Here is a 20,328-nt window from a genome sequence, read left to right as displayed (position 1 = left end):
GATGAAGGCGGCCGGCACCGCCGAGCAGTGAGCGCTGACCGGCGACGGCCTCGGGCTCGGCGGCCGAGGCCTCGGTCCGAGCAGGCGCCGGTGCGACCCCCCGAGCGTCAGAGACCGAGGGCTCGCACCATCGCGGCACGGGTGCGTGGTCCGACCACGCCGTCGACGGCGAGCCCGTGAGCGCTCTGGAAGTCACGGGTCGCCTGCTCCGTCATCGGCCCGAAGACCTCGTCGACGTCGACCTGCCGGTCGAGGGCCTGGACGAGACGCCACTGCCAGGTCGCCACCGCGGCGCCGCGGTCACCGCGGCGGAGCAGCTGGTTGCCGGTCCCCGGTTCGGCGTGGACCACGTCCACGGCGACGCGGGTCGGGTCGCTGAACGTGGTGACGCGGAGCCCGGTCTCGGCGGCCACCCCGATGCCCCAGGTGAGCACGCCCTCGAAGTCCCCGGCGTCGGCGATCTGGCGGAACGTCGCGAACCCCGTCAGGTCGGGGAGCGGGCCCCTCCGCGTCGGGGTGCCGTCGTCCCGGTGCGCAGCCGCGGGCCGCAGGGTGATCTCGACGACGGCCCGACCGCGGAGGGGGATCGGGTCGCCGGTCCCGTCCTCGATCAGCTGGTCCACGTACCGCACGTGGAACCCGGGGGCCGGGCCCTCGAAGTCGAAGACGAGCCGGTCGAAGTCCTTGTTGCGGCCTGCGCGGACACCCACGAGGAAGGTCCGGCCGGCGTGGTGCGCCACTGTCTCCTCGATCGGGCCCGTCGTCAGCGTGCCCGAGATCGCCTGCCCCAGGAGTTCGGTCATGGGCGCCACCCAACGCTCCCGCCGTCACGGGGCCGTCACCTGTGCATCACCCGGGTCCGTGGGGGTGGACGGGCCGCTCCACTCCCACGGTGACGGGACCGTGACGGCGCGGTTCCTAGCCTGCACACCGCGGCGCTGACGGAGGTGGACCCGTGCCTGATGGCGACAGATCCAAGCCGGTCAAACGGGTGTGGGTGCCCCAGGTGGCCGTGGACGTGGACGCCCTGTGGGTCCGCACGGATGTGGCCGAGGCCCGGAGCTCCGACCCGGCCCGCAAGGCGCTGATCTGCGGGGTGCGAAGGCACCTCGAGAAGGCGAGGAACGCTGCCTTCCGTAGGGACCCGCTGCCGGGTCGGCTGACCAACTGGTGGCGCGGCACCCTTGTGGAGACGGCCTACCGGCACATGCACGCCGCCGAGGTCCAGCTGCTGGACCTGTGCGACGGACCCGAGCTGCAGGCGGAGATCCGCCCCGCCGTCGTCCGGGCCAACTCCGTCCTGAACCGGGAGGACCCGAGGCAGCGCACCGTCGAGGAGTTCCGCGAGTACAGGACCGCCGAACAGCTGCGGCCGCGGCTGCGCAGCATCATGCGCGACAGCTACGCGGCCCTCGACTCCCGTCAGGCCCAGCTGCGCAGCTTCCGCAACATCCTGCTGCTGTCGGCCCTATCCATCACGCTGCTGATGACCGTGACGGTGGTGGCCGTCTCGAACTCGCCCAGCGTGCTGCCGCTTTGCTTCCCGCGCGCGGTGGTCGACGCCGACTCCGGTTCCATCGTGACGACGCAGGCCGGCCTCAACTGCCCGACGAGGTCGGAGGCCACGGCGCCCACGGGTGGGGACGTGCTCGTCGTCGCACTCCTCGGGTTGCTGGGCGGGGCGCTGGCGGCGGCTGTCTCGATCCGCAACCTCAAGGGGACGACCGCCGCCTACGACGTGCCGGTCGCCCTGGCGATGGTGAAGGTCCCGCTGGGCGCCTTCACCGCCGTTCTCGGGCTGGTGGCGATCCGCGGCGACTTCGTCCCGGGCCTGTCCGCACTGGACTCGCAGGTGCAGATCCTGGCGTACGCGCTGGTCCTCGGGTTCGCTCAGCAGCTGCTCACCCGGTTGCTGGACCAGCGGGCGCAGACGCTGCTCGACGCCATGCCCAGCAAGGACACGGCGGACCAGATGAGGCTGTCCCCGGCGGCCCGGCCGTCGGTGGCAGTGGCCCCGATCGCGAGCGGCACCGCGGGACCGGCCGCAGCGGGCGGGACGCCGGCAGCGCCATGAGCGGTCCGCCCCCGCCACCACCGGGATCTGCCCGCGCTGTCGGCCCGTCGATGCGGACCGGATCAGCTCCCGCACCTCACCGTCGACGACCTCCAGCGCAGTGGTCGCGGTCGGCACGGCACCCCCGTCGTCACACCTGGTCAGGACGACGACGGACACTCGAAGAACGAGACGGTCCGCGGGACGCGATCAGCCGACCTGTGGACGACCGACGCCCACACCCACCCGGTCGGGTGTCACCCGACGCCGGGGACGGTTTCGCTTGCCACGTGCCCCCACGGCCTCCTGCTGCGGCCGCGGGGACACGGACGGCGACCCCTCGTCGGAGCACCGCACGGTCACCTCAGGACGAGGTCCTCGAGACCGGCCGTTGCCAGCGCTTCCCGCAGGCGGGCGAGGATCCGGGCCCGCGTCGGACCGATGCTGCCGACCGGCATGCCCAGACGGGCGCTGATGTCCTGGTAGCTGATCGGAGGAGACGCGATCAGCAGCTCCATCAGCTGCTGGTGCCGGTCGGGGAGCGCGGCCAGCGCTCGACGGACGAGTACCTGGTGCTCTCGGCGCAGCGCGGCCGCCTCGGGTCCGTCCTCGTCGGGGCCGTCGTACCGGGCGCCGCTCACAGGGCCGCGGTCCTCGTCCCAGTCGGTGAGCTGTTCACGCCCGCCCTGACGGATGACCTGCAGGCACACCCGGTGGGCGGTCGTCTTCAACCAGCCCGCCACGTGCTCGGGTTCCCTGAGGTCGGCGACGTGCTCGACCAGCCTCAACCACGTCGTCTGCACCGCGTCCGCGGCCTGGGCCTCGTTGAGCCGGAACCCGCGGACCACCGACCACAGCAGACCGGAGTACTCGTCGACGATCGCGTTCCAGGCCGCCCCATCGCCCTTGGCAGCACGGTGGATCAAGACGGTGACCTCGGGAGGCTCCATGGCCCTGTTCCTCTCGTCCGCTCGGCGCACCGCGCCGACACGGGAGAGGTTCGGGAGGCCGCGCTAGCGGAGCGCCAGCCGGACGAAGCCGCTGGTCAGAGAGCCGGGGAATGCGGGCGGGCCCTCAGCCGCGGGGGATCAGCCGCTGCGCGAGCGCGCGCGTGCGCGGCTGGGGCGGCACACCCAGCTCGCGCAGCATCTGCTGGCAGCGGCGCAGGGCGCGGTGGGCGTCGCCGAGGTCGCCGTCCGCGAGGTGGACGGCGATGAGCAGCTGGTGGGCGTCCTCCGAGCAGTCGTCGGCCCGCAGGGCACGCTCGGCGAGGGTCCGGGCCGTCGTGGTGTCCCCCCGCGCCAGCAGCAGGTTGCCGGCCCGGACGGCGCTGGAGACGAACCGGCTCCGCAGGCGGTCGCGCTCCCACTCCAGCCAGCTCGCACCGGTCACGTCGGCGAGGAGGTTCCCACTCCACAGCTCTGCTGCCCGCAGGTAGGCCGAGAGTGCAGCCGAGGGCGCGCCCTGGCGCTCCAGCCGGGCGGCCTCGTCCAGCGTCCGCTCGAACTGCAGCACGTCGATCTCCAGCGCGCCGTCGGTCACCAGGTGCAGCACCGGGCCGGCACTCCGCAGGAAGTACGGCGGGTCGAGCTCGCCGCGGTCGGGCTCGAGGAGGTTCTGCAGGTAGGTGAGGGTGACGCGCAGGTTCCGGCCGGCCGCCGCGTCGTCGAGGTCGGGCCACAGCTCGGAGGTGATGGCGGTCCGGGTCGGCCGGTCGTGGAGGAGCAGGTAGCCGAGGAGCTGACGCACCCGCTCCCTGCGCAGCTCCGGCGCGGCGACGACCACACCGTCGCGGCGGAGCTCGAGCGGGCCGAGGACGCGCAGGTGCACCCGTGCGGTCGGCACCGCCGGGATCGCGCGCAGCAGCGAGCGGGCGGTGGCCGCGAGGGTCGGGGGTGCCGTCGCGGCCTGGGCGCGCAGGGTCGCGCGGGCGGCGGGGCCGAGGTCCTCGATCAGCGCACGGGCACCGTCCTGACCGGCTGCCACCATCCCCAGGGCCAGCTCGGCCACCCACGGCACCGGCAGGAGGGCGCGCAGGACCGGCCAGACGCTGGAGGGGAGGGCGCCGGCCGCCGCCGTCGACCCGTGCTCGCGCAGCTGGACCAGGGCGCGCGCCCCGGCGTGCAGGTCGGCGAGGGCGCCGGGCGGCGGGTCGGCGTCCCAGCGGTCCCGGAGCTCCGGCAGGAGCACGTAGAGCAGCGGCAGCGCGACCGGGGAGACCCGCAGCGCACCGGAGAGGCGCCCGCCGTTCGACGGGACGATCGACCGCAGTGTGGTCGCCGCCTGGTGCTCGGCGCCCCCCGAGAGGGCGTGGAAGGCCTCGGCCAGCGTCCGGGCGTGGGGTGCCCAGGCGACCGGGGAGGCGCCGAGGACCGGCCGGTACCTCCCGAGGAGCTCCCCCGCCTCCCCGTGCCGCCCCAGGACGTCGAGCACGGAGACCGCACAGGGCACCAGGTCGGGGGACGTGAGGACCTTGTCCGGCCGCATGTCGCCGAGCAGGTACGGCAGCAGGCGCTCCGCCTCCTCCAGGCGTCCCCGGAGCCGGAAGGACTCCAGGAGGAGGCTCCGCGAGACGCCGTGCATCGTGGTCGCCGGGTGGGACAGCGCCCGCCGGGCGAGCACCTCGCCGGTCGAGGCGTCGCCCAGCCTCAGCAGGACGAGGTGGGCGTGCAGCCACTGCTGGACGGGGTGCTGTACGGAGTTGAGCGCCGTCCGCGACATCAGACCCGGGTCCGCCAGCGCGGATCGCACCTCGTCGGTGGAGCGCGCCTCCCCGCCGCGGACCAGCGCGACGAACGCCGGGGCTCCGGGGTGCCCCTCCGCCGCCAGCTGCTCCAGCTCCTGCAGCAAGAACTGCATCCGCTGCCGGTCCTTGCCCCAGAACGCCAGTTGGACGAGCGCGTTGAGGCACGCGTAGCGCAGGTCGGGGTCCCCGTGCGCGCCGGCGAGCGCCTGCTCCAGGAGTTCCTCGGCCGCCCCCGGGCTGGTCGGCTCCGCCGCCATGGCGGCCAGCAGCAGCCCCTCGGGGCTCTGCTGCACCTCGGGCGGGAACCGGCGCAGCCACGACTCGAGGACGTCGGTCGGCACCAGCGCGGTGCAGCACTCGCAGACCTCCACGACCAGCCGGCGGACGTCCTCCCACGCCTGGGCGTCCAGCAGCAGCCCCATCGCCTCCCGGTACTGCCCGCGGCCGCGCAGGACGGTGGCCGCGGTCCGCCGGGCCTCCGCCACCTGCCCGGAGTCGAGGTGGTGCTGGAGGGCCGCGGCCCACAGCCCGTGCAGCGACCACCACCCGGAGCGGGAGCGCACGACCAGGGGCAGCCCGTCCAGCAGGGACCGGAGGTCCACGTCCCGGCCGAGCAGCGCGGCGGCGATCTCGTCGTCCGCCCCGCCCACGGCGACGAGCAGCGCGAGTGCGTGGCGGCGCTCCGGCGACAGCTGCGTGAGCAGCTCCTCCCAGACGTACCCGCTGACGGCGAACGGGCCCGCCGTGGCCGTCAGCTCGGCCAGGGCCGGCCAGCCCCCGACGTCGCTGAGCAGCTCCGGTGGGACACCGCGGGACTCGGCGAACGCGGCGACCTCGTCCTCGTGGAACTGCAGGTCGCCCTCCCGCAGCACCACGGCGTGCCCGGTGGCCACCAGCCGCGAGATCGACAGCGGCAGCGGCGGACGGGAGGCGAGGACCAGGTGCCCGTTCCTCGGCAGCTCCTCGACCAGGTGGCCGAGGAACTCGCCGGCCGGCGATCCCCGGGTCACCAGGTGGACGTCGTCGAGGACCAGGGCCACGTGGCGCGGGGCCGCGCTCCAGAGCGCCTCGGCGACCGCGACCGCGGCCTGCCGCGGGTCCTCCGGCACCGGGGCCGAGAGACCGACCGCGGCGAAGGCACCGGAGGCCAGGACCGAGAGCGTCGTGTCGTCCCGCTGACAGGTCAACCAGCGGTCCTCCCCTGCGGGGGACAGCGCGTTCTCGCTCACGGCCTGACCCAGCAGCGTGGTCTTGCCGAAGCCGGCGGGTGCCACCACCGCGGTGAGGGGGCGCTCGAAGCGGCTCCGCAGCGCGTCCAGGAGCCGGGGCCGCACGATCAGGTCCCGGCTGGCGAGCGGCGGTGTGTACCTGAGCGCCCGGCTCATGGGCCGACTGTAGGCACCGTGCGACGGGAGGCACACCCGTATTCGTCACCGCTGATGCGCCGCTGGCGGTGTTCCCGGCCGGCCGGTGTATCAGCACGGGTGGCTGCCGCCTCTGTGCAGTACGGACCTCGTCGGAACCCCGACCTGGCGTTCTGCGGTCTGCCCGGTGTGCGGCCGGGTGCCGGAGGGAGGCGGTCGTGGACGGGGACAACGGGCACCGGTGGGACGACGGCCGGCTGATGACGCTCCTGACCGAGGTGCTGGCCGACCCGGAGGCCGACTGTGCGGAGGCGCCGACGTCCGCCGCGCCGGACGACCGGCCCGCCGAGCTCTCCCTGGAGGACGTCGTCGCCGCGGGGCGGGCTGCCTTCTGCTGGCTCGACGTGGTCGTCGTGCTGCGGGACGTCGCCCGACACCTCGGGCCGACCGCCGGAGCCTGGATCGCCTGCGAACCCGGCCACTAGCTCGGCCGCTCCCCCACCGGATCGACGACGACCTGCAGCCGCCGGTCGAGCCCCGCTCCGACGTCCGGAGCAGTGCTCGGAGTGGCGCCGTTCGTGGCGAGCGCCCTCAGGCCGGGAGCTCGTCGATGCTCGCCGGCTCCCGCTCCTGGACCCCGTTCACCGTGTGCCGGAAGTCGCTGGACCGCGGGTACGCCACGCGACGCGAACGCATGATCGAGCCCAGGGGTCGGTGGGCCTCCAGCGCGTGCCACGGACTGAACGACAGGACGTCGTCGGCGTAACGGCGACGGGCGTCGCTGTACGCGTCCTGCGCCGGCAGGTGCAGGACCGCGACCCGGTGGTGCGGTGACAACTCCTCGGGCCAGAGCACCGAGGCGTCCTCGATCGGCATCCGGTCGACGTCGACGCACAGTTGGGCGCGTACTTCGTACTCGGCGCTGTGGTGGGCGAAGAAGTCCGCGACCAGGTCACGCAGCGCTGACTCCCCGGCGCGCCTGCCCACGGGCCTGCCGGTGAGTGCCCGCACCTCCTCAGACAGCGGGGCGGCCGAAATCTTGGCGACGTGGTCGCCGTAGCGCAGCGCCGCCATCGAGTGGAAGGTCTCCCCGAGGACGTGGTGGTTCGGCGTGGTCAGGACCTCGGCGATCCTCGGGAGCGGGAACCGGAGGCGGGTGAGCACTCGGGCGACCAGCCTGGTGGACCGCTGCCGCAGGTCGCTCTGGTGGTGCTGCCGCTCGAGCACCTTCTGCAGCTCGGCGTACGCACCGACCGTGCCGAAGGGCAGGGTCGGGTGGTTGACCAGGAGGAAGTCCTGCGTGGCGGCGCCGTCGTCGACGGCCCGGGGACCGTCCACCCCGATCACCTTGATGGCCATCCCGCGCGGGGCGGGCACCCGGTCGGTACGGAGGTCACCGGGCGAGGTGGAGAAGCGCATGATGACCGGATAGCTGCGCGGGGCTGCGAACAGGCCCTGGGCGAGGTGCTCGGGCAGGTCCGGTTCGATGCGCAACTCGCCGGCGAGGATGCCGTGGCTCTTGGCGTGCGCGTCGCGCAGGCCGTGCCTGTGCTTGGCGGCGACCTGGCGGTTGGCGCTCTCCATCGCCCCGACGATCTGCCGGACGAGCTCCTCCTCGCCGGGGAACGGCCGCTCCAGGTCCGCCTGGTAGCGGACGTAGGGGGGCGATGTGGTCACGCGGGTCATCGTGTCGCCGTCGAGCTGGTGCGGGTGAAGGTGACCAGCGGCCTGGTGTCCTCGCCCGGGGTGTTCCGGTCGACGAGGTCCCGCAGGCGACTGGTCCGCTTGATCGCGCGCATCCCGGCCCTGGAGAAGGTCGAGGCGGTGAAGACGCTCCTCGTGAGCAGCGGGTTGGTGAGCGCCTGGGAGAAGGCGTCCACCGCCACCATCGTGCCCATCACCGGGGGCAGCGCGGAGTTCCGCCGGACGTCCTCGGCGAAGAGTCCGACGTACAGCTCGACGTCGTCCACCGACCCGTACCGGGCCTCCAGCGCCTCGGCCACCTCGGGGTCGGCGGAGAAGTCGCTGAAGGACCGCAGCCGCGGGTAGCCGCAGGCCTGGCGGTAGTCGTTGAAGCCGGCCAGGGCCGCCCTCCGACCGATGGCGATCGTGCGCTCCTCGACCGGCAGCAGGAACTCCGCCGTGTTCCGGATCCCGATCTCGGCGCTCGGTTGCCGGGACGCCTCGTCGAAGAGAGCGGCCAGCCCCTGCTGGGGGACGACGTCGGCCTCCCACAGGACGTCGCTGGCCGCACGTCGCACCCCGCCGACGTCCAGGTCGGTGGGGACGAGGGGGTGCCAGCGGTAGAGCAGGTCGAACTCGATGGACATCCAGTTCTGCCGGTACCACTCCTCCCGGACGCCGATCCCCGGCTCCACGAACAGCTTGAAGTGGGACGGCGTGATGTGGTTGATGTAGTCCTCGATCACGATCTTGATGAGGATGACGATCAGCGTGTTGCGAGCCGTCTGGAAGACGCGCTCGTCGTCCCAGTCGGGGTTCTCGGCGGCGATGAGGCCGGCGAGGCGGTTGTGCTCGCGGAGGAACAGCGTGCTGAGCATCACGAAGCCGTAGTGGATGTTGCCCCGCGGGATGCCCAGGGCGAACAGGCTCCGCTTCTGGCCTTCGGTCAGGTCCCCCAGCTCAACGGCCTTCCGATCGCGGCCTGGGTAGCTGAGCGGGAGGTCGACGAACTCCGGCTCGACCTCTCCGTCCGGGCCGAAGTAGTAGGGCGGGAACTCGCCGCCGTCGATCTGCTGGCTCTTGAGCCGGCCGCCGGAGTGGGTCCGCAGCATCGCGGTCACGTCCTCGGTCTGGCCGTAGAGCTGGCTCAGGTCGATGTCGTGGGTGGAGGTGTTTCGCAGCACGTCGTCGGGGTCCGTGCGGAGGAAGCCGTCGACGAACCACTGGGCGAAGTGGGAGAACAACAGGGTCGACTTCGTCGACTCCCGCGGCTGCTCCCGGCGGAACAGCTCCGCGACCGACGCCGGTGCCACCCGCTGCAGCCGCTGTTGGAGCGCGTCGTCCGCCGGCAGGTGCCGGGCGCTGTACGTCCGGTCGGTCAGCGACTCCCACGACGTGTACGGGGTCATCGTGCTCAGGGCGTTCGGCCGCGTCTCGAGCTTGTGGACCAACCGGTTGATGAGCCGCCGGTTGATCCTCGACCGGACGACGGGCAGCCGTCGCAGCAGCGTCCACACGGGCTCGAGATGGGTGATCGTCCAGAGTTCAGCGCCGTTGCGCCAGCCGTTCGTGCGCCAGTACGACCGGCGCGCAGCGGTCGCGCGAACCGCTGCGGTGTCCCGGTGCGCCGCAGGCTCCGGCTCCCCCTCGGGTCGTCCGTCGAGTAGGGCGACACCCGAACCGCTCGTCGCCTCAGTGCCTCTGCTCGTTGCCACGGCTGCTCCAGTTGAGTCCTGATCTCCGACGGAGGCCGTCCTCCGGGCGGGTCCATGGAGTCTTCGGATGTGGCGTCACTGCACCGTCACCGCGCCGTCACCGGGGCGCACCGAGGCACCGGAGCAGGCCGGGCCGAGGCCACCTCGACGGCCTCGGCCGGCCGCTGGCCTCGTCGAACCTGGTGACGGCGGGAGCTCCCCGTGTCCGGCCCCCGCTGCCCGCCAATCAGGTCCCACCGCTGGGACCGGGACGGCCGCACACCCGCACGCAGGCGGTCACCGCAGACAAGGCCCACTCCTCCCACGGCCACCGCAACGTCCCCCGCCAGGAAGGCGTCACCGCGGTCACCCCTGAGCTGGTCGACCAGGTAACCCAGCGTGGCAGACGCGGCTCGCGCGGCGGCCGTACTCGAGCGTCCGATCCTTGGACGAGACTCGGGGAACCCGGGAGTCACGGACGTTGGACCCGTCCGACCGCTGGAGACCCGACGCGGGTGAGCGGCCCAGCCCGCCCCGGTTTCCCGGACACCTGTTGCGAGGCGACCATCGCCCGAAGGGATCCTGGATGCCGGCAGCCAAGCCGCTGAGTCCGCCGCAGGGCGGTGGAGCTGGCGCATCGGCGTGAGAAGCCGATCGCGGGGATCGCGCACGCCCTGAGGATCGTGGAGTCGTGTCTGTGGCGGTGGCTCGAGCAGGACGACATCGACGCCGGCCGCGCTGAGGGCCTCTCCACCGATGAGCGGGCCGAATCCGTCCGGCTGCGCCGGTGCACGCCGACTCGCCTGGGGCTGGGCCTGGCGTGCGGACGCAAGCGGGTGGCCCGGCTGAAGCGCACCGCCGGCCTGACCGGCGTGTGTCATCGGCGCAGGCACTGAACCGCCCCGGGATTGATGGAGGCTTCCAACCACCGAAGGATGGAAGTCATGGCGGCACCGAGGAAGTACCCCGACGAGCTGCGTGAGCGGGCGATCCGCTTCGCGCTCGATCTGGTGGAGGGGCCGGAGAAGCTGAGCGTCAACGCCGCCTGCAAGCGGGTCGGCGAGCAGCTGGGGATCGTGCCGGACTCGCTGCGGAACTGGGTGCAGCAGGCTCGCGTCGACGCCGGCAGTGCGCCGGGCCTGACCACCGATGAGCGGGCGAGGCTGGCCGAGCTGGAGCGGGAGAACCGCGAGCTGCGCCGGGCCAACGCCATCCTCAAGAGCGCGTCGGCTTTCTTCGCGGCCGAGCTCGACCGGCCATCCCAGCGCTGATCGACTACATCGACCAGCACCGCCAGGAGTTCGGAGTCGAGCCGATCTGCCGCGCCCTCACCGAGGCCGGCACCAAGATCGCTCCGAGCACCTACTACGCCGCGCGCACCCGGCCGCCGTCGGACCGGGCGGTCCGCGACGAGCAGCTCAAGCCCGAGATCAGGCGGGTCTTCGAGGTCAACCTCGGTGTCTACGGAGTCCGCAAGGTCTGGCGGACGCTGCAGCGTGAAGGCCACCGGGTGCCGCGCTGCCAGATCGAGCGGCTGATGCGCGAGCTCGGCCTGGCCGGGGTGGTGCGCGGCAAGGTCCAGCGGACCACCGTTCCGGCCGCGACGGTCGACGCCCGCCCCGATGACCTGGTGCAGCGCGTCTTCCGGTCCTCGGCGCCGAACCGGCTGTGGGTCGCCGACCTGACCTACGTCGCGACCTGGTCGGGCTGGGTGTACGTCGCCTTCGTCATGGACGTCTTTTCCCGCCGCATCGTCGGCTGGCAGGCCTCCACTTCGCTGCGCACCGATCTGGCCCTCGACGCCCTCGAGCAGGGCCTGTGGACCCGAGCCCGGGACGAGCAGGAGGTCAGTGGCCTGGTCCATCACTCCGACCGCGGCGTGCAGTACGTCGCGATTCGCTACACCGAACGCCTCGACGCCGCCGGCGCCGTTCGCTCGGTGGGCAGCAAGGGCGACTCCTACGACAACGCCGCCGCCGAGTCCCTCATCGGCCTCTACAAGACCGAGCTCATCCGCCGCCGCGGCCCGTGGCGCGGCCTCGACGATGTCGAGCTGGCCACCCTGGAGTACGTCGACTGGTTCAACCACCGCCGGCTGCACGGCGCCTGCGGCGACATCCCACCGGTCGAGTTCGAGGACAACTACTACCGTTCGATCGCCGGCCTTACCGAGGACTCCCCGGCAGAACCGAGCCTCCACTGAACCCGGGGCGGTTCACACCGCCGGGCCGATCCGCTGCCGGCGGTGCACGCTGACCTTGACCAGCCCAACACCGTGCGGCCGACATCGGTAGCGCCGAGGTCAGCTAATGCTGGGAGTAGTCGGCCACCACGTCGCGCACCAGCAGCCGGACCGGCCCGGGGTCGGTGAACGGGTTCGGCCCGTGCTGGCGGATCAACTCCCGCACCTCGCCGTCGACGACCGGGGGAGCCATTGCCGGCGTTGTTCCTGGGTTGCCGATGCTGTAGTGCCGGCGATGCGTGAGGAACACCGGCAACGGGTGCGGTCAGGCGTCGACGTAGCGGTCGCGCTCGACGAGGAACTGGCCGGTGGCGGTGTTGGCGTCGACGAACTCCGGCAACAGCGGAATCCGCACCGTCACGGTCACGCAGACGGAGAACTCCTCCCCACGGGTCAGCGTCGGCGTGTACCCGCCCGCGGCGTCGCAACCGGCACCGGCGGGCGCGTAGCCGACGCGCACGTCGGTGGCCTGCACCGACTGGTCGGCCACCGCGAGCCGGGCCGCGGCCTCCGCACGCGCCGTGCCGGTGACCGGGTCCGGAGCGGTGCCGATCGCCCGCCCGGCCTCCCGCGCCGCCGCCGTCGAGGCGAACACCCCGCGCTGCACCGCCGAGAACCCGGCCACGATGTAGACCAGCGGCACGAAGACCACGATCGCGATGAACGTGAACTCCACCAGCGCCGAGCCGCGCTCCCCGCGGACCATCCCCAGCCGCGACCGCAGCCAGCTCACGCCGCCTCCTCCACCGCCCGGCCGGTGACCTCGACCGGCAGCAGCGAGCCCAGCCCGGCCAGCAGCGTCGGCACCGCGCCCGAGCAGCGGACCACCACCAGCCTCAGCCCACTGGGATCGGTCTCCAGCGCCGAGCTGCACACCAGCCCGTCGGCGGTCTGGCGCGAGGTGGCCCGCGCCACCACCGCCACCGTGCGGTCGGCGCCGGCCGACGCCGGCACGTCGGCGTTGGCCGCGAACCGGGCACCTTCCTGCGCGCTGGCCGTCACCACGTTGCGCAGGTGCACGTAGACCGCGACCTGCAGCACCGCCAGCAGCAGCACCACGACCAGCACCGAGACAAACACGAACTCGACGACCGCCGCACCCCGCTGGCCGTCCCGCCGCGAGCCTGCGAGCGGCGGGGTGGCGAGCCGATGGAACGGCCTCGCCGCAGGGCCCCGCCGCGAGCTCGCGAGTGGTGGGGGGCGGCGAGGTCCTTCAACCACCGGTCGTGACGGACGCCAGGGCGTTGGTGACCGCGGCGACGATCGCCTCGCGGAACGGGATGAGGATCGCCAGCACCAGCGCCGCCGTCATCACCGTGATCATCACCCAGCCGGGCACGTCACCCCGCTCGGCGTCGTCCCCCCGCAGGCGGTCGGCCAGAGCGGCCAGCGCCGCCAGGACCCCCGTGAACATCGGCATGCTGCGTCCTTCCTGTCGTGTCCGCGGGCTCATCGCGCCAGCGAGACGATGCTGATCAAGCCGGGATAGAGCGCGAAGAGGACGGTCACCGGCAGCACCAGGAAGACGACCGGAACCATCATCGCGATCTCCTTGCGGCCGCCGGCCTCGAGCAGCCGGCGCTTGCCGGCCTCGCGCACGTCCGCGGCCTGCGCGCGCAGCACCTCGGCCAGCGGCGTGCCGCGCTCCAGGGCCACGAGCAGGCCGTCGACGAACCGGGCCAGCGGGTCCAGCGAGGTGCGGTCGGCGACCTGCTGCAGCGCGTCGGCCAGCGGCACTCCGGCGCGGGCCCGGCCCAGGGCCGCGCCCAGCTCGCGAGCCAGCTCGCCACCGGACAGCCGGGTCACCCGGGCGATCGCCGCGGTCGGGCTCTCCCCCGCCGTCACCGCCAGCGCCAGCAGCTCGGCCACCACGGGGAACTCCGTCAGAAGCAGCTCCTCGCGCCGCTGCACCTGCTGGGTCAGCCACCAGTCACGCCCGAGCACGCCGCCGACCAGGCCCGCCACACACAGCAGCGCCACCGACAGCACGTTGACGTCCCCGGCCAGCAGCGAGCCGGCCGTCGCCAGCAGCGCCGCGCCGAGCAGCCCGAGGCCGCCCCACACGACCTGCTCGACGCGGAAGTCCTCCACGCCGGCGTCGCTGCCCAGCGCGTCGAGCCGGCGCCGCACCGCCGTCCGGCCGCCGAGCACCCGGTCGATGAAACGGGCGCCGTCGGCGACCGCCGGCCCGAACAGCCGGCGGACGGCGGTGAGCAGCCCGGCCTCGGTGGCGGTGCCGAGCAGCCGGGACGGCGGTGGGGTGTCGTGCACGTAGGGCGCCAGCCGGTCGACCAGGCGCACCGACCGGAACGGCGGCGCGAAGGTGACCACGAGCAGCACGCCGGCCGCCGCGGCGAGACCGAGCAGCATCCCGGCGAGCGTCGCGTTCACTGTGCCACCCCGCCGCTCCGCGGCCCGTTCGCTCCGCTCCTCGCTCGCTGGCGCTCGCTGCGATGCTCACTCACTGGAGCACCCGCACGTCCTGCGGCAGCCGGCCGATCCGCAGCATCAGCCGGTAGGAAGCCAGGCAGACTGCCGCGCCGCCGAGCAGGATCGCCGTCCCCAACGGGGAGTCGTAGGCCTCCAGCGTCGCCGACTGGGTGGCCAGCAGGAGCAGCACCACCCACGGCGCGGCGACGGCCAGCCGCGCGGCCTGCACCACCCAGCCCTGCCGGGTCTCCAGCTCCGCGCGGGCGCGGGCGTCCTCGCGCAGGAACGACGAGAGGGTCCGCAGCACCCGGCCCAGGTCGCTGCCGCCGACCTCGCGGGCCACCCGCAGCGTCTCGACGATCCGGTCCCCGACCGGGTCGGCCAGGTCGTCCTTGAGCCGGTCGAGGCCGTTGCCGAACCGGCCGCTGGAGCGGTACTCCGCGGCGAAACGGGCGAACGGCGGCCGCAGCACCTCCGGCCCGCGGGTCGACAGCGCCGACAGCGCCTCGGGCAGCGACAGTCCGGCCCGGACGGCGGAGGCAAGGTTGTCCACGACCTCCGGCCACACCTCGCGCAGGTCTGCCCGTCGCTTGACCGCCAGCCGGCGCACCTGCACGACGGGCAGCGCCGCGGCGAAGGCGCCGAACAGCAGGCTGACGGTGACCGTGCCGGTGGTGAGCAGGACGACGACCGTGGCGAGCAGGCCGAGCCCCACCTGCAGGGCGGTCAACTGGGCGGCGTTGATGCCGGTGAGGCCGGCCGCGGCCAGGTGCTGCTGCCGCCGCGACGGCGTGCGGGAGCGGTCCCGGCGCTGCGGGGCGCGCGGGCCGCTGCGCCAGACGAGCAGCAGGCCGACGCCGAGCAGCAGTCCGAGCAGCGCGCCGGTCACGGCGCCTCCTCGCCGGCGCTCATCAGCCCCGTGTCCGACGGTGCCCCGTCCATGCGTGACCTCGCGAGCTCGGTCACGACCGCCACCGGGCGTCGTCGAGCAAGCCAGGCAGGTCGAACCCCGCGGCGGCGAAGCGCTCGGGGTGCGGCGGGTAGCCGGAGCCGCGCACCAGCCGGCCGTCGCGGGTGGTGAAGACGTCGGCCAGCTCGATGACGCCGTCCTCGGCGCGGCCCGGGACGGCGACGACCTCGCGCACCCGGCGGCGTCCGTCCGGGTCGCTGCCGACGTGCACGACCAGGTCCACGCTGGCGGCCACCGTGGGGACGACGAACGCGTGGCCGATGTTCTCGCCGGCCAGCAGCGGCAAGGTACAGACCTTGGTGATCGCCTCGCGAGCGCTGTTGGCGTGCAGCGTGCACATGCCCGGCAGCCCGGAGTTCAGCGCGATGAGCAGATCGAGGCACTCCTCCTGCCGCACCTCGCCGACGACGATGCGGGAGGGCCGCATCCGCAGCGCCTCCTTGACCAGGCGGCGCAGCGGGATCTCCCCGGCGCCCTCGAGGTTCGGCTGGCGGGTCTGCATCGCGACGACGTCAGGAAGTGGCACGCGGAGTTCAAAGACCTCCTCGCAGGTGATGACCCGCTCGCGCGCCGGGATCGCGGCGCACAGGCAGTTCAGCAGAGACGTCTGTGCGGCTAGGCATAGGTGACTGTGCGTGGACCCCGACCCGGGGCCTGTAGGACCGCTCGAACGGCGTCAATAGGGTTGGACGCCGTCCGGCGACTTCTACTCTCACGCGAGCTAGCGACGGCGTGGGTGAGCTCTGTGACTCGGTCGGTCACCCAGGATCGGCACGCTCAACCTCGATCAGCTCGCTCAAGGACTCACCGCACAGTCCCCGCAGCCTCATCAGCCCCGCCGACCTCCACGAAACTGATCTTGCCCGCCCCGCGGGACCTCGCTGCACAAGACTCCGGGCCCAGGCGGTGGATGGAACCTTCACAGCGGCCGACTGCCGCGGTCCCCAAGAGCATCGTCACCGGGGAGATGGCCGATGCTGACGGCCCGGGTCAGGTACAGGATGATTGCATGGTTGGGGCGGAGCATCCGGCGGCAGCGCTGCAGGGTGTCCTGGCCCAGGGCGCGGGCCAGCTCCGCCTGGCCCAGCCGGACGAGGGCGAGGGTGAGGCCGGTCGCCGTCCACAGGGTGGTCGTGTGGTCCGGGCCGAACACGCGCCGGCAGCGCTGCAGGGTGTCCTCCCCCAGGGCGCGGGCCGGCTCCACCTCGCCCAGCCCGACCAGGGCGAGGGTCAGGGCGGCCGCCGCCAGCACACCGGCGACCAGGGGGGTTCGGATGAGCGGAGGCGAAGCGCCGGACACGCTGGAGGAGGAGCCCCGGAGGCGATCCGCTTCGTTTCCAGTGCGAGGGGGCGAGGTCCGACTCGTGTCGCGAGCTCGGAGTGAAAGGTCGCAGGTGCGTTGAGGGAGCCGCGGTTAGGGGGTCGGAGCCACCGTGTTCCCACCGCGGCGGCTCTCGGGGACGACGACGGTCGGCCGGTCGGGCACAGGACGCCCGCCGGTCCCCTCGGACGGCCAGGTGACGGGTACCTCGGTGTTCCGCGGTTCCCCCCGGAGGTAGGCGACCAGCTCCTGCGGCGCGTACTTCTGGCGGGGGTCCTCGTGCCGCACGACCGCACTGCTGGCCACCGACTCGGTAGCGGCGTCCTTCGCACCGACCGGCCGGTGGTACGGCCGCAGCACGCGGTAGAGCCATCGACGGGCGTCGTGCAGCCGGCCGCGCGAATCCGGGTCCACCGGGAAGGTCCGGCCGTCGAACTGCGTCGGTGCACCGGCGCCCGGCCGTCGGTAGGCGTCCTCCCGGAACACCAGCCCGCACGATTGCGCGCGCTGAACCATCCACAGCAGCGCGATGTCGGCCAGGGCGGAGTCGCGGTGCCCCCCGCCGACGTCGCAGTGGTCGCCGGTGAACCACACCTGCTCGACGCGCTGGTCCTCCGCATCCGGACTCGGCTGCCACAGGGTGGGTTCGAACGGCCGCCGCCGCTCGTCAATGGCCAGTGCCTGGAAGGCTGCGTCGACCGTCGTGCTCAGCTGTGTGTCATGGAACCCCCAGCGGCGGTTGACCAGCTTGGCGAGCCCGAGTCCGACCGCCGGGATGCCGACGGAGCCCACCGTGTCCCACACGCCGATGAAGCGGATCCGCGTCTCGTGGCTGTACGAGCGGCGGAACAGCCGCGACTCCAGGTCCGCGGGCCGGACGGCCCGCGCCCGGTACAGCGAGTAAGCGTCGCTCAGGCGGTGGGCGTGCTCCCGTTTCAGGACGCCGGAGTTGCGGATCATCCCGACCGTGCTACGAGCGGTGTACGCACCCCGGCTGAACCCGAAGAAGTAGAGCTCGTCGCCGGGTTCGTAGTTCTCGACGACGAACCGATAGGCGTCTCTGACGTTGCGCGACAGCCCGACGCCCAGCGCGCCACCACGCAGGCGTTCACCGGGCTTGGTGCCGACCCCCTTCTGGTAGTAGACGCGCTGTTCCAGGCCGCCGCCGTGGTCAGCGACCCCGAGGGCGACCTTGGTGACGTTGGTGGGGCACGGCCGGCCGTTCCGTTCCTGGTCGGCGGTGTTCCACGTGCCGTCGCAGCACAGCACCAGGCGTTTGGGCATGACCCCTCCTCGGGGGCGGTCCTCCAACGGGGTGCGCGACGCTACGGCCGAGCCCGTCACCGGGCCGTCACCCGCACGTCACGCGCGGCCCGCGCCGGCGGCGGCTCTCAGCCCACCCGCACGGCTGGCGCGGGACGCGCTCGTCGGCGGCTCGCCGGACGACCTACGGGGCGGCCTCCCACTTGTAGACGAACCCGCTGGATGAGGGCAGGACGAACGGCGCGCACCGGCCGTCCTGGCTGTGCAGCGCGGTCGGTGCGCCCGCCCAGTTCCGCCCGGCCGGGGGGATGTCCTCCACGGTGTCGATGTCGGCGAGCTTGACCCAGGAGCCAGGCCGACCGAGCTCCAGGTCGACCTCGGCGTCGTACGGGGTGAAGTTGAGCAGCACGACGAGGGTGTCCCACGGGTCGTCGTTCGGTCGGGCCCGCCATCCGACGACCGCCCGCCCCCCGCCGTGCCGGACGTCCATCCACGGGCCGAGGATCCAGGCGTGGCGCCCCTCCCCCGCGGGGTCGTACCCGGCCAGCCGCAGGCCGGGGTATCGGCGACGGAGGTGGATCAGTCGGCTCGCCCAGCCGAAGAACGCGTGGTCGTCCAGCCGCGGCGGCCAGTCGACCGTCACGACGTTGCGCGGTTGCGAGAGGTTGAACTCCTGCCCCATGTAGATCATCGGCTGGCCGAGGGCGACCATGGTGGCCAGTAGCCCCAGTCGGCCCTTGCGGTCCCTGGTCTCGGGTCGATCAAGCCCGGGGATCGCGCCGACGGCCTGGGCGACGCTGTCCTCGTCGTGGCTTTGGCAGTAGTTCACGACGTTGTTGGTGTGGGCGGCGAACCACGAGCGGCTGAAGTACAGGGCATCGGCCAGCCGGTCCGGCGTCGCATCCTGCCCCTCCCACGGGGTCTCCCGCAGCAGGGCCTTGACCTTGTCATGGAACAGCTCGGCCCACTGGGCGTAGCCGTCGTAGCCCGACCGGTTGAGGTCCGTCTCGTTCGGCAGGTTCTCGGCCACCAGGACCACGTCGGGCACGAGGTCGTGAAGCTCCCGGGCGAGCCGGTGGAGGAAGCCGTGGTCCATGACCGTCCAGTGGGTGGCGTCCAGCCGGAAGCCGTCGACGTGGTACTCCACCAGCAGGAGCTTGCAGGCGTCGACCAGCATGTGCTGGACCAGGGGGCGCTCGGTCGCCACCCGGTTGCCCCACCGCGTGGCATGGGGGTTGAAGTAGAGCCCGCCGGCGAAGTCGTTCGGCCACCGCAGCACCAGCCCCCACAGCGGGTTGTCGTCGTTGCTAGTGTGGTTGAAGACCACGTCGACCAGGACGGCGATCCCGTGGGCGTGCGCCGCGTCGACCAGCGCCCGCAGGTCGTCCGGCGTCCCGAAGTCGCGCTCCACCGTCATGAACAGCGACGGGTCGTAGCCGATGCTGCTGGGCCCCTGCGGGCTGGGCACCTCGGCCAGGGGCATGATGCTGAGCGCGTTGACCCCGAGCCGCTCGAAGTAACCGTTCTCGATCCGCGCGGTCACACCGGCGAACCGGCCCCGCGCAGCCGGTTCGATGTCGGCGTCCGCCTCGCTGAAGCCGGCGACCGACAGCTCGTAGAGAACGAGCTCGTCGATCCGTGGCCTCCGCCATCCGGCGTCGTGCCAGTGGTACGTGGTGGGGTCGACCACAACCGAGTTGCCCCTCGCGAAGTCCGGTCCCAGTTGTCGGGCGTAGGGGTCCACCGAGACGCGGACGTCCTGCGCCACACCGCCCGCGACCACGAACCGGTACTCGCCACCGACCGGGAGCCGGTCGGTGATGCCCAGCCAGATCCACGACCGGCCGCCGTAGGCGGAGCAGGGCGTCAGCGGCACGAACCGGTCGGGATCGGGCTGCTCGGCCCAGGGGTGCTGCCAGCCGTTGAAGTCCCCGGTCAGGTGGACCGTGGCGGCGGTCGGGTGGTGGAGGCCGACGAGCATCCGACCGTCGGTGAGCGGGGTGGCCCCCAGGCCCGAGAGCCCTCCGCTGCCGGGCAGGTACCCGCCCGGCCGGAAGGCCCCGGCGTCCCGCAACCGGCTCAGGTACGCCTCCGCGCTCTCACCGGTCGGCGTCGACGGCTGCATGCGGTAGGTGAACGGCGACCGCGCGCAGGCCCAGACCTCGACCCGTTCGCCGTCGATCCGGCCTACCGGGTGGAAGACGTGGTCGACGCCCTCCCACGGGCCCTCCGGGCGCTCCCCGTCGCGCAGCGTAAAGCCGAAGGTCGGGCGGACCGGCCGGACCTCGAACACCGGCCCGAACCCGTCCTTGCCCGTCGGGCGGTGGTCCTCCGTACGGGTCGACCCGGTGTACCAGACGTGCAGCCGGGGGTCGGCGAATCCCCTGGCGTTGTCGACGTGCACGGTGACGGTCAGCGGCATCGTCGGGCCTCCGGCCTCGCGTGGACGGGCCCCCGGACGGCCAGGCGCTCGCCGCCCCGCCGGGCACCTGCCTGTGCCGGCCATGCTGCAGCACTGCCGTCACGCGATCGTCACCGCGCGCCTCCCCCTCCCTCACGCCA

Annotated in this window: 19 protein-coding genes and 1 other annotated feature; of the genes, 4 read left to right on the top strand and 15 right to left on the bottom strand. The window is 73.0% G+C overall.

Features of this window, described 5'->3' with window-relative positions; translation table 11 throughout:
- Positions 1-107 precede the first annotated feature (107 nt).
- Entirely contained in the window at positions 108-803 is a 696-nt protein-coding gene (locus tag GOBS_RS06030; RefSeq protein ID WP_166487308.1) for a peptidoglycan-binding domain-containing protein, read from the bottom strand.
- 152 nt (positions 804-955) lie between these two features.
- Between GOBS_RS06030 and GOBS_RS06025 the strand changes: the two genes are divergently transcribed.
- Entirely contained in the window at positions 956-2,074 is a 1,119-nt protein-coding gene (locus GOBS_RS06025; protein ID WP_012947412.1) for a hypothetical protein, read from the top strand.
- Positions 2,075-2,412: 338 nt separating this feature from the next.
- Here GOBS_RS06025 and GOBS_RS06020 read toward each other — a convergent pair whose 3' ends face one another.
- Positions 2,413-3,003: an RNA polymerase sigma factor gene (locus tag GOBS_RS06020; protein WP_012947411.1), complete on the bottom strand. Its 591-nt coding sequence runs from the start codon at positions 3,001-3,003 to the stop codon at positions 2,413-2,415.
- Positions 3,004-3,127: 124 nt separating this feature from the next.
- Entirely contained in the window at positions 3,128-6,184 is a 3,057-nt protein-coding gene (locus GOBS_RS06015) for an AfsR/SARP family transcriptional regulator (RefSeq protein WP_012947410.1), read from the bottom strand.
- 197 nt (positions 6,185-6,381) lie between these two features.
- On the opposite strand from GOBS_RS06015, the gene GOBS_RS06010 reads away from it, so the two are divergent.
- Positions 6,382-6,648 (top strand): hypothetical protein, encoded by a 267-nt coding sequence (locus GOBS_RS06010; protein WP_012947409.1) that lies wholly within the window; start codon positions 6,382-6,384, stop codon positions 6,646-6,648.
- A 106-nt stretch (positions 6,649-6,754) separates the two neighbouring features.
- Here GOBS_RS06010 and GOBS_RS06005 read toward each other — a convergent pair whose 3' ends face one another.
- Positions 6,755-7,849, bottom strand: coding sequence for a catalase family protein (locus GOBS_RS06005; RefSeq protein WP_012947408.1), 1,095 nt, complete (start codon positions 7,847-7,849; stop codon positions 6,755-6,757).
- Positions 7,846-9,363 carry a peroxidase family protein gene (locus GOBS_RS06000; RefSeq protein ID WP_208104397.1) on the bottom strand — a complete coding sequence of 506 codons (1,518 nt, stop codon included), beginning with the start codon at positions 9,361-9,363 and terminating at the stop codon, positions 7,846-7,848. The genes GOBS_RS06005 and GOBS_RS06000 overlap by 4 nt, the downstream gene beginning before the upstream one ends.
- 860 nt (positions 9,364-10,223) lie before the next feature.
- Here GOBS_RS06000 and GOBS_RS25240 point away from each other — a divergent pair.
- On the top strand, positions 10,224-10,436 hold the full coding sequence (locus tag GOBS_RS25240; protein ID WP_166487307.1) for a transposase: 213 nt from the start codon (positions 10,224-10,226) through the stop codon (positions 10,434-10,436).
- 48 nt (positions 10,437-10,484) lie between these two features.
- A protein-coding gene (locus GOBS_RS05985) for an IS3 family transposase (protein ID WP_243697648.1) occupies positions 10,485-11,743 on the top strand; the annotation gives its coding sequence in 2 pieces (ribosomal slippage) (positions 10,485-10,770 and positions 10,770-11,743; 1,260 coding nt in all).
- Positions 10,769-10,897, top strand: a sequence feature (AL1L pseudoknot). It overlaps the preceding gene by 129 nt.
- 103 nt (positions 11,744-11,846) lie before the next feature.
- On the opposite strand, the gene GOBS_RS29220 is transcribed toward GOBS_RS05985, so the two are convergent.
- From GOBS_RS29220 to GOBS_RS05940, 10 genes are all read right to left on the bottom strand, one after another.
- Entirely contained in the window at positions 11,847-11,975 is a 129-nt protein-coding gene (locus GOBS_RS29220; protein WP_012947403.1) for a hypothetical protein, read from the bottom strand.
- Positions 11,976-12,047: 72 nt separating this feature from the next.
- Entirely contained in the window at positions 12,048-12,515 is a 468-nt protein-coding gene (locus GOBS_RS05980; protein ID WP_012947402.1) for a hypothetical protein, read from the bottom strand.
- Positions 12,512-13,003 (bottom strand): TadE/TadG family type IV pilus assembly protein, encoded by a 492-nt coding sequence (locus GOBS_RS05975; RefSeq protein WP_012947401.1) that lies wholly within the window; start codon positions 13,001-13,003, stop codon positions 12,512-12,514. Before GOBS_RS05975 ends, GOBS_RS05980 begins: the two co-directional genes overlap by 4 nt.
- Positions 12,996-13,202 (bottom strand): hypothetical protein, encoded by a 207-nt coding sequence (locus tag GOBS_RS05970; protein WP_012947400.1) that lies wholly within the window; start codon positions 13,200-13,202, stop codon positions 12,996-12,998. Before GOBS_RS05970 ends, GOBS_RS05975 begins: the two co-directional genes overlap by 8 nt.
- Positions 13,203-13,231: 29 nt before the next feature.
- On the bottom strand, positions 13,232-14,173 hold the full coding sequence (locus tag GOBS_RS05965) for a type II secretion system F family protein (protein ID WP_012947399.1): 942 nt from the start codon (positions 14,171-14,173) through the stop codon (positions 13,232-13,234).
- A 70-nt stretch (positions 14,174-14,243) separates the two neighbouring features.
- Positions 14,244-15,101, bottom strand: coding sequence for a type II secretion system F family protein (locus GOBS_RS05960; protein WP_012947398.1), 858 nt, complete (start codon positions 15,099-15,101; stop codon positions 14,244-14,246).
- Between the two features lie 73 nt (positions 15,102-15,174).
- Positions 15,175-15,780 carry a CpaF/VirB11 family protein gene (locus GOBS_RS05955; RefSeq protein WP_279432648.1) on the bottom strand — a complete coding sequence of 202 codons (606 nt, stop codon included), beginning with the start codon at positions 15,778-15,780 and terminating at the stop codon, positions 15,175-15,177.
- 321 nt (positions 15,781-16,101) lie between these two features.
- Positions 16,102-16,482 (bottom strand): tetratricopeptide repeat protein, encoded by a 381-nt coding sequence (locus GOBS_RS05950; protein ID WP_081448814.1) that lies wholly within the window; start codon positions 16,480-16,482, stop codon positions 16,102-16,104.
- Positions 16,483-16,596: 114 nt separating this feature from the next.
- Positions 16,597-17,787, bottom strand: a complete 1,191-nt coding sequence (locus tag GOBS_RS05945; protein WP_012947396.1) for a DUF2235 domain-containing protein — start codon at positions 17,785-17,787, stop codon at positions 16,597-16,599.
- A gap of 163 nt (positions 17,788-17,950) precedes the next feature.
- Complete coding sequence (locus tag GOBS_RS05940; RefSeq protein ID WP_012947395.1) at positions 17,951-20,188, bottom strand: alpha-amylase family glycosyl hydrolase; 2,238 nt, start codon at positions 20,186-20,188, stop codon at positions 17,951-17,953.
- Between the last annotated feature and the right edge of the window lie 140 nt (positions 20,189-20,328).

The organism is Geodermatophilus obscurus DSM 43160 (assembly GCF_000025345.1).
Classification (GTDB): Bacteria; Actinomycetota; Actinomycetes; order Mycobacteriales; family Geodermatophilaceae; genus Geodermatophilus; species Geodermatophilus obscurus.
This window is presented reverse-complemented; position numbering and strand designations above follow the sequence as displayed.

What these genes read in the sequence shown, in the direction of transcription:
- GOBS_RS06030 (WP_166487308.1), bottom strand. Translation starts at nt 803, where the DNA reads ATGACCGAACTCCTGGGGCAGGCGATCTCGGGCACGCTGACGACGGGC.
- GOBS_RS06020 (WP_012947411.1), bottom strand. Translation starts at nt 3,003, where the DNA reads ATGGAGCCTCCCGAGGTCACCGTCTTGATCCACCGTGCTGCCAAGGGC.
- GOBS_RS06015 (WP_012947410.1), bottom strand. Translation starts at nt 6,184, where the DNA reads ATGAGCCGGGCGCTCAGGTACACACCGCCGCTCGCCAGCCGGGACCTG.
- GOBS_RS06005 (WP_012947408.1), bottom strand. Translation starts at nt 7,849, where the DNA reads ATGACCCGCGTGACCACATCGCCCCCCTACGTCCGCTACCAGGCGGAC.
- GOBS_RS29220 (WP_012947403.1), bottom strand. Translation starts at nt 11,975, where the DNA reads ATGGCTCCCCCGGTCGTCGACGGCGAGGTGCGGGAGTTGATCCGCCAG.
- GOBS_RS05970 (WP_012947400.1), bottom strand. Translation starts at nt 13,202, where the DNA reads ATGCCGATGTTCACGGGGGTCCTGGCGGCGCTGGCCGCTCTGGCCGAC.
- GOBS_RS05945 (WP_012947396.1), bottom strand. Translation starts at nt 17,787, where the DNA reads ATGCCCAAACGCCTGGTGCTGTGCTGCGACGGCACGTGGAACACCGCC.
- GOBS_RS05940 (WP_012947395.1), bottom strand. Translation starts at nt 20,188, where the DNA reads ATGCCGCTGACCGTCACCGTGCACGTCGACAACGCCAGGGGATTCGCC.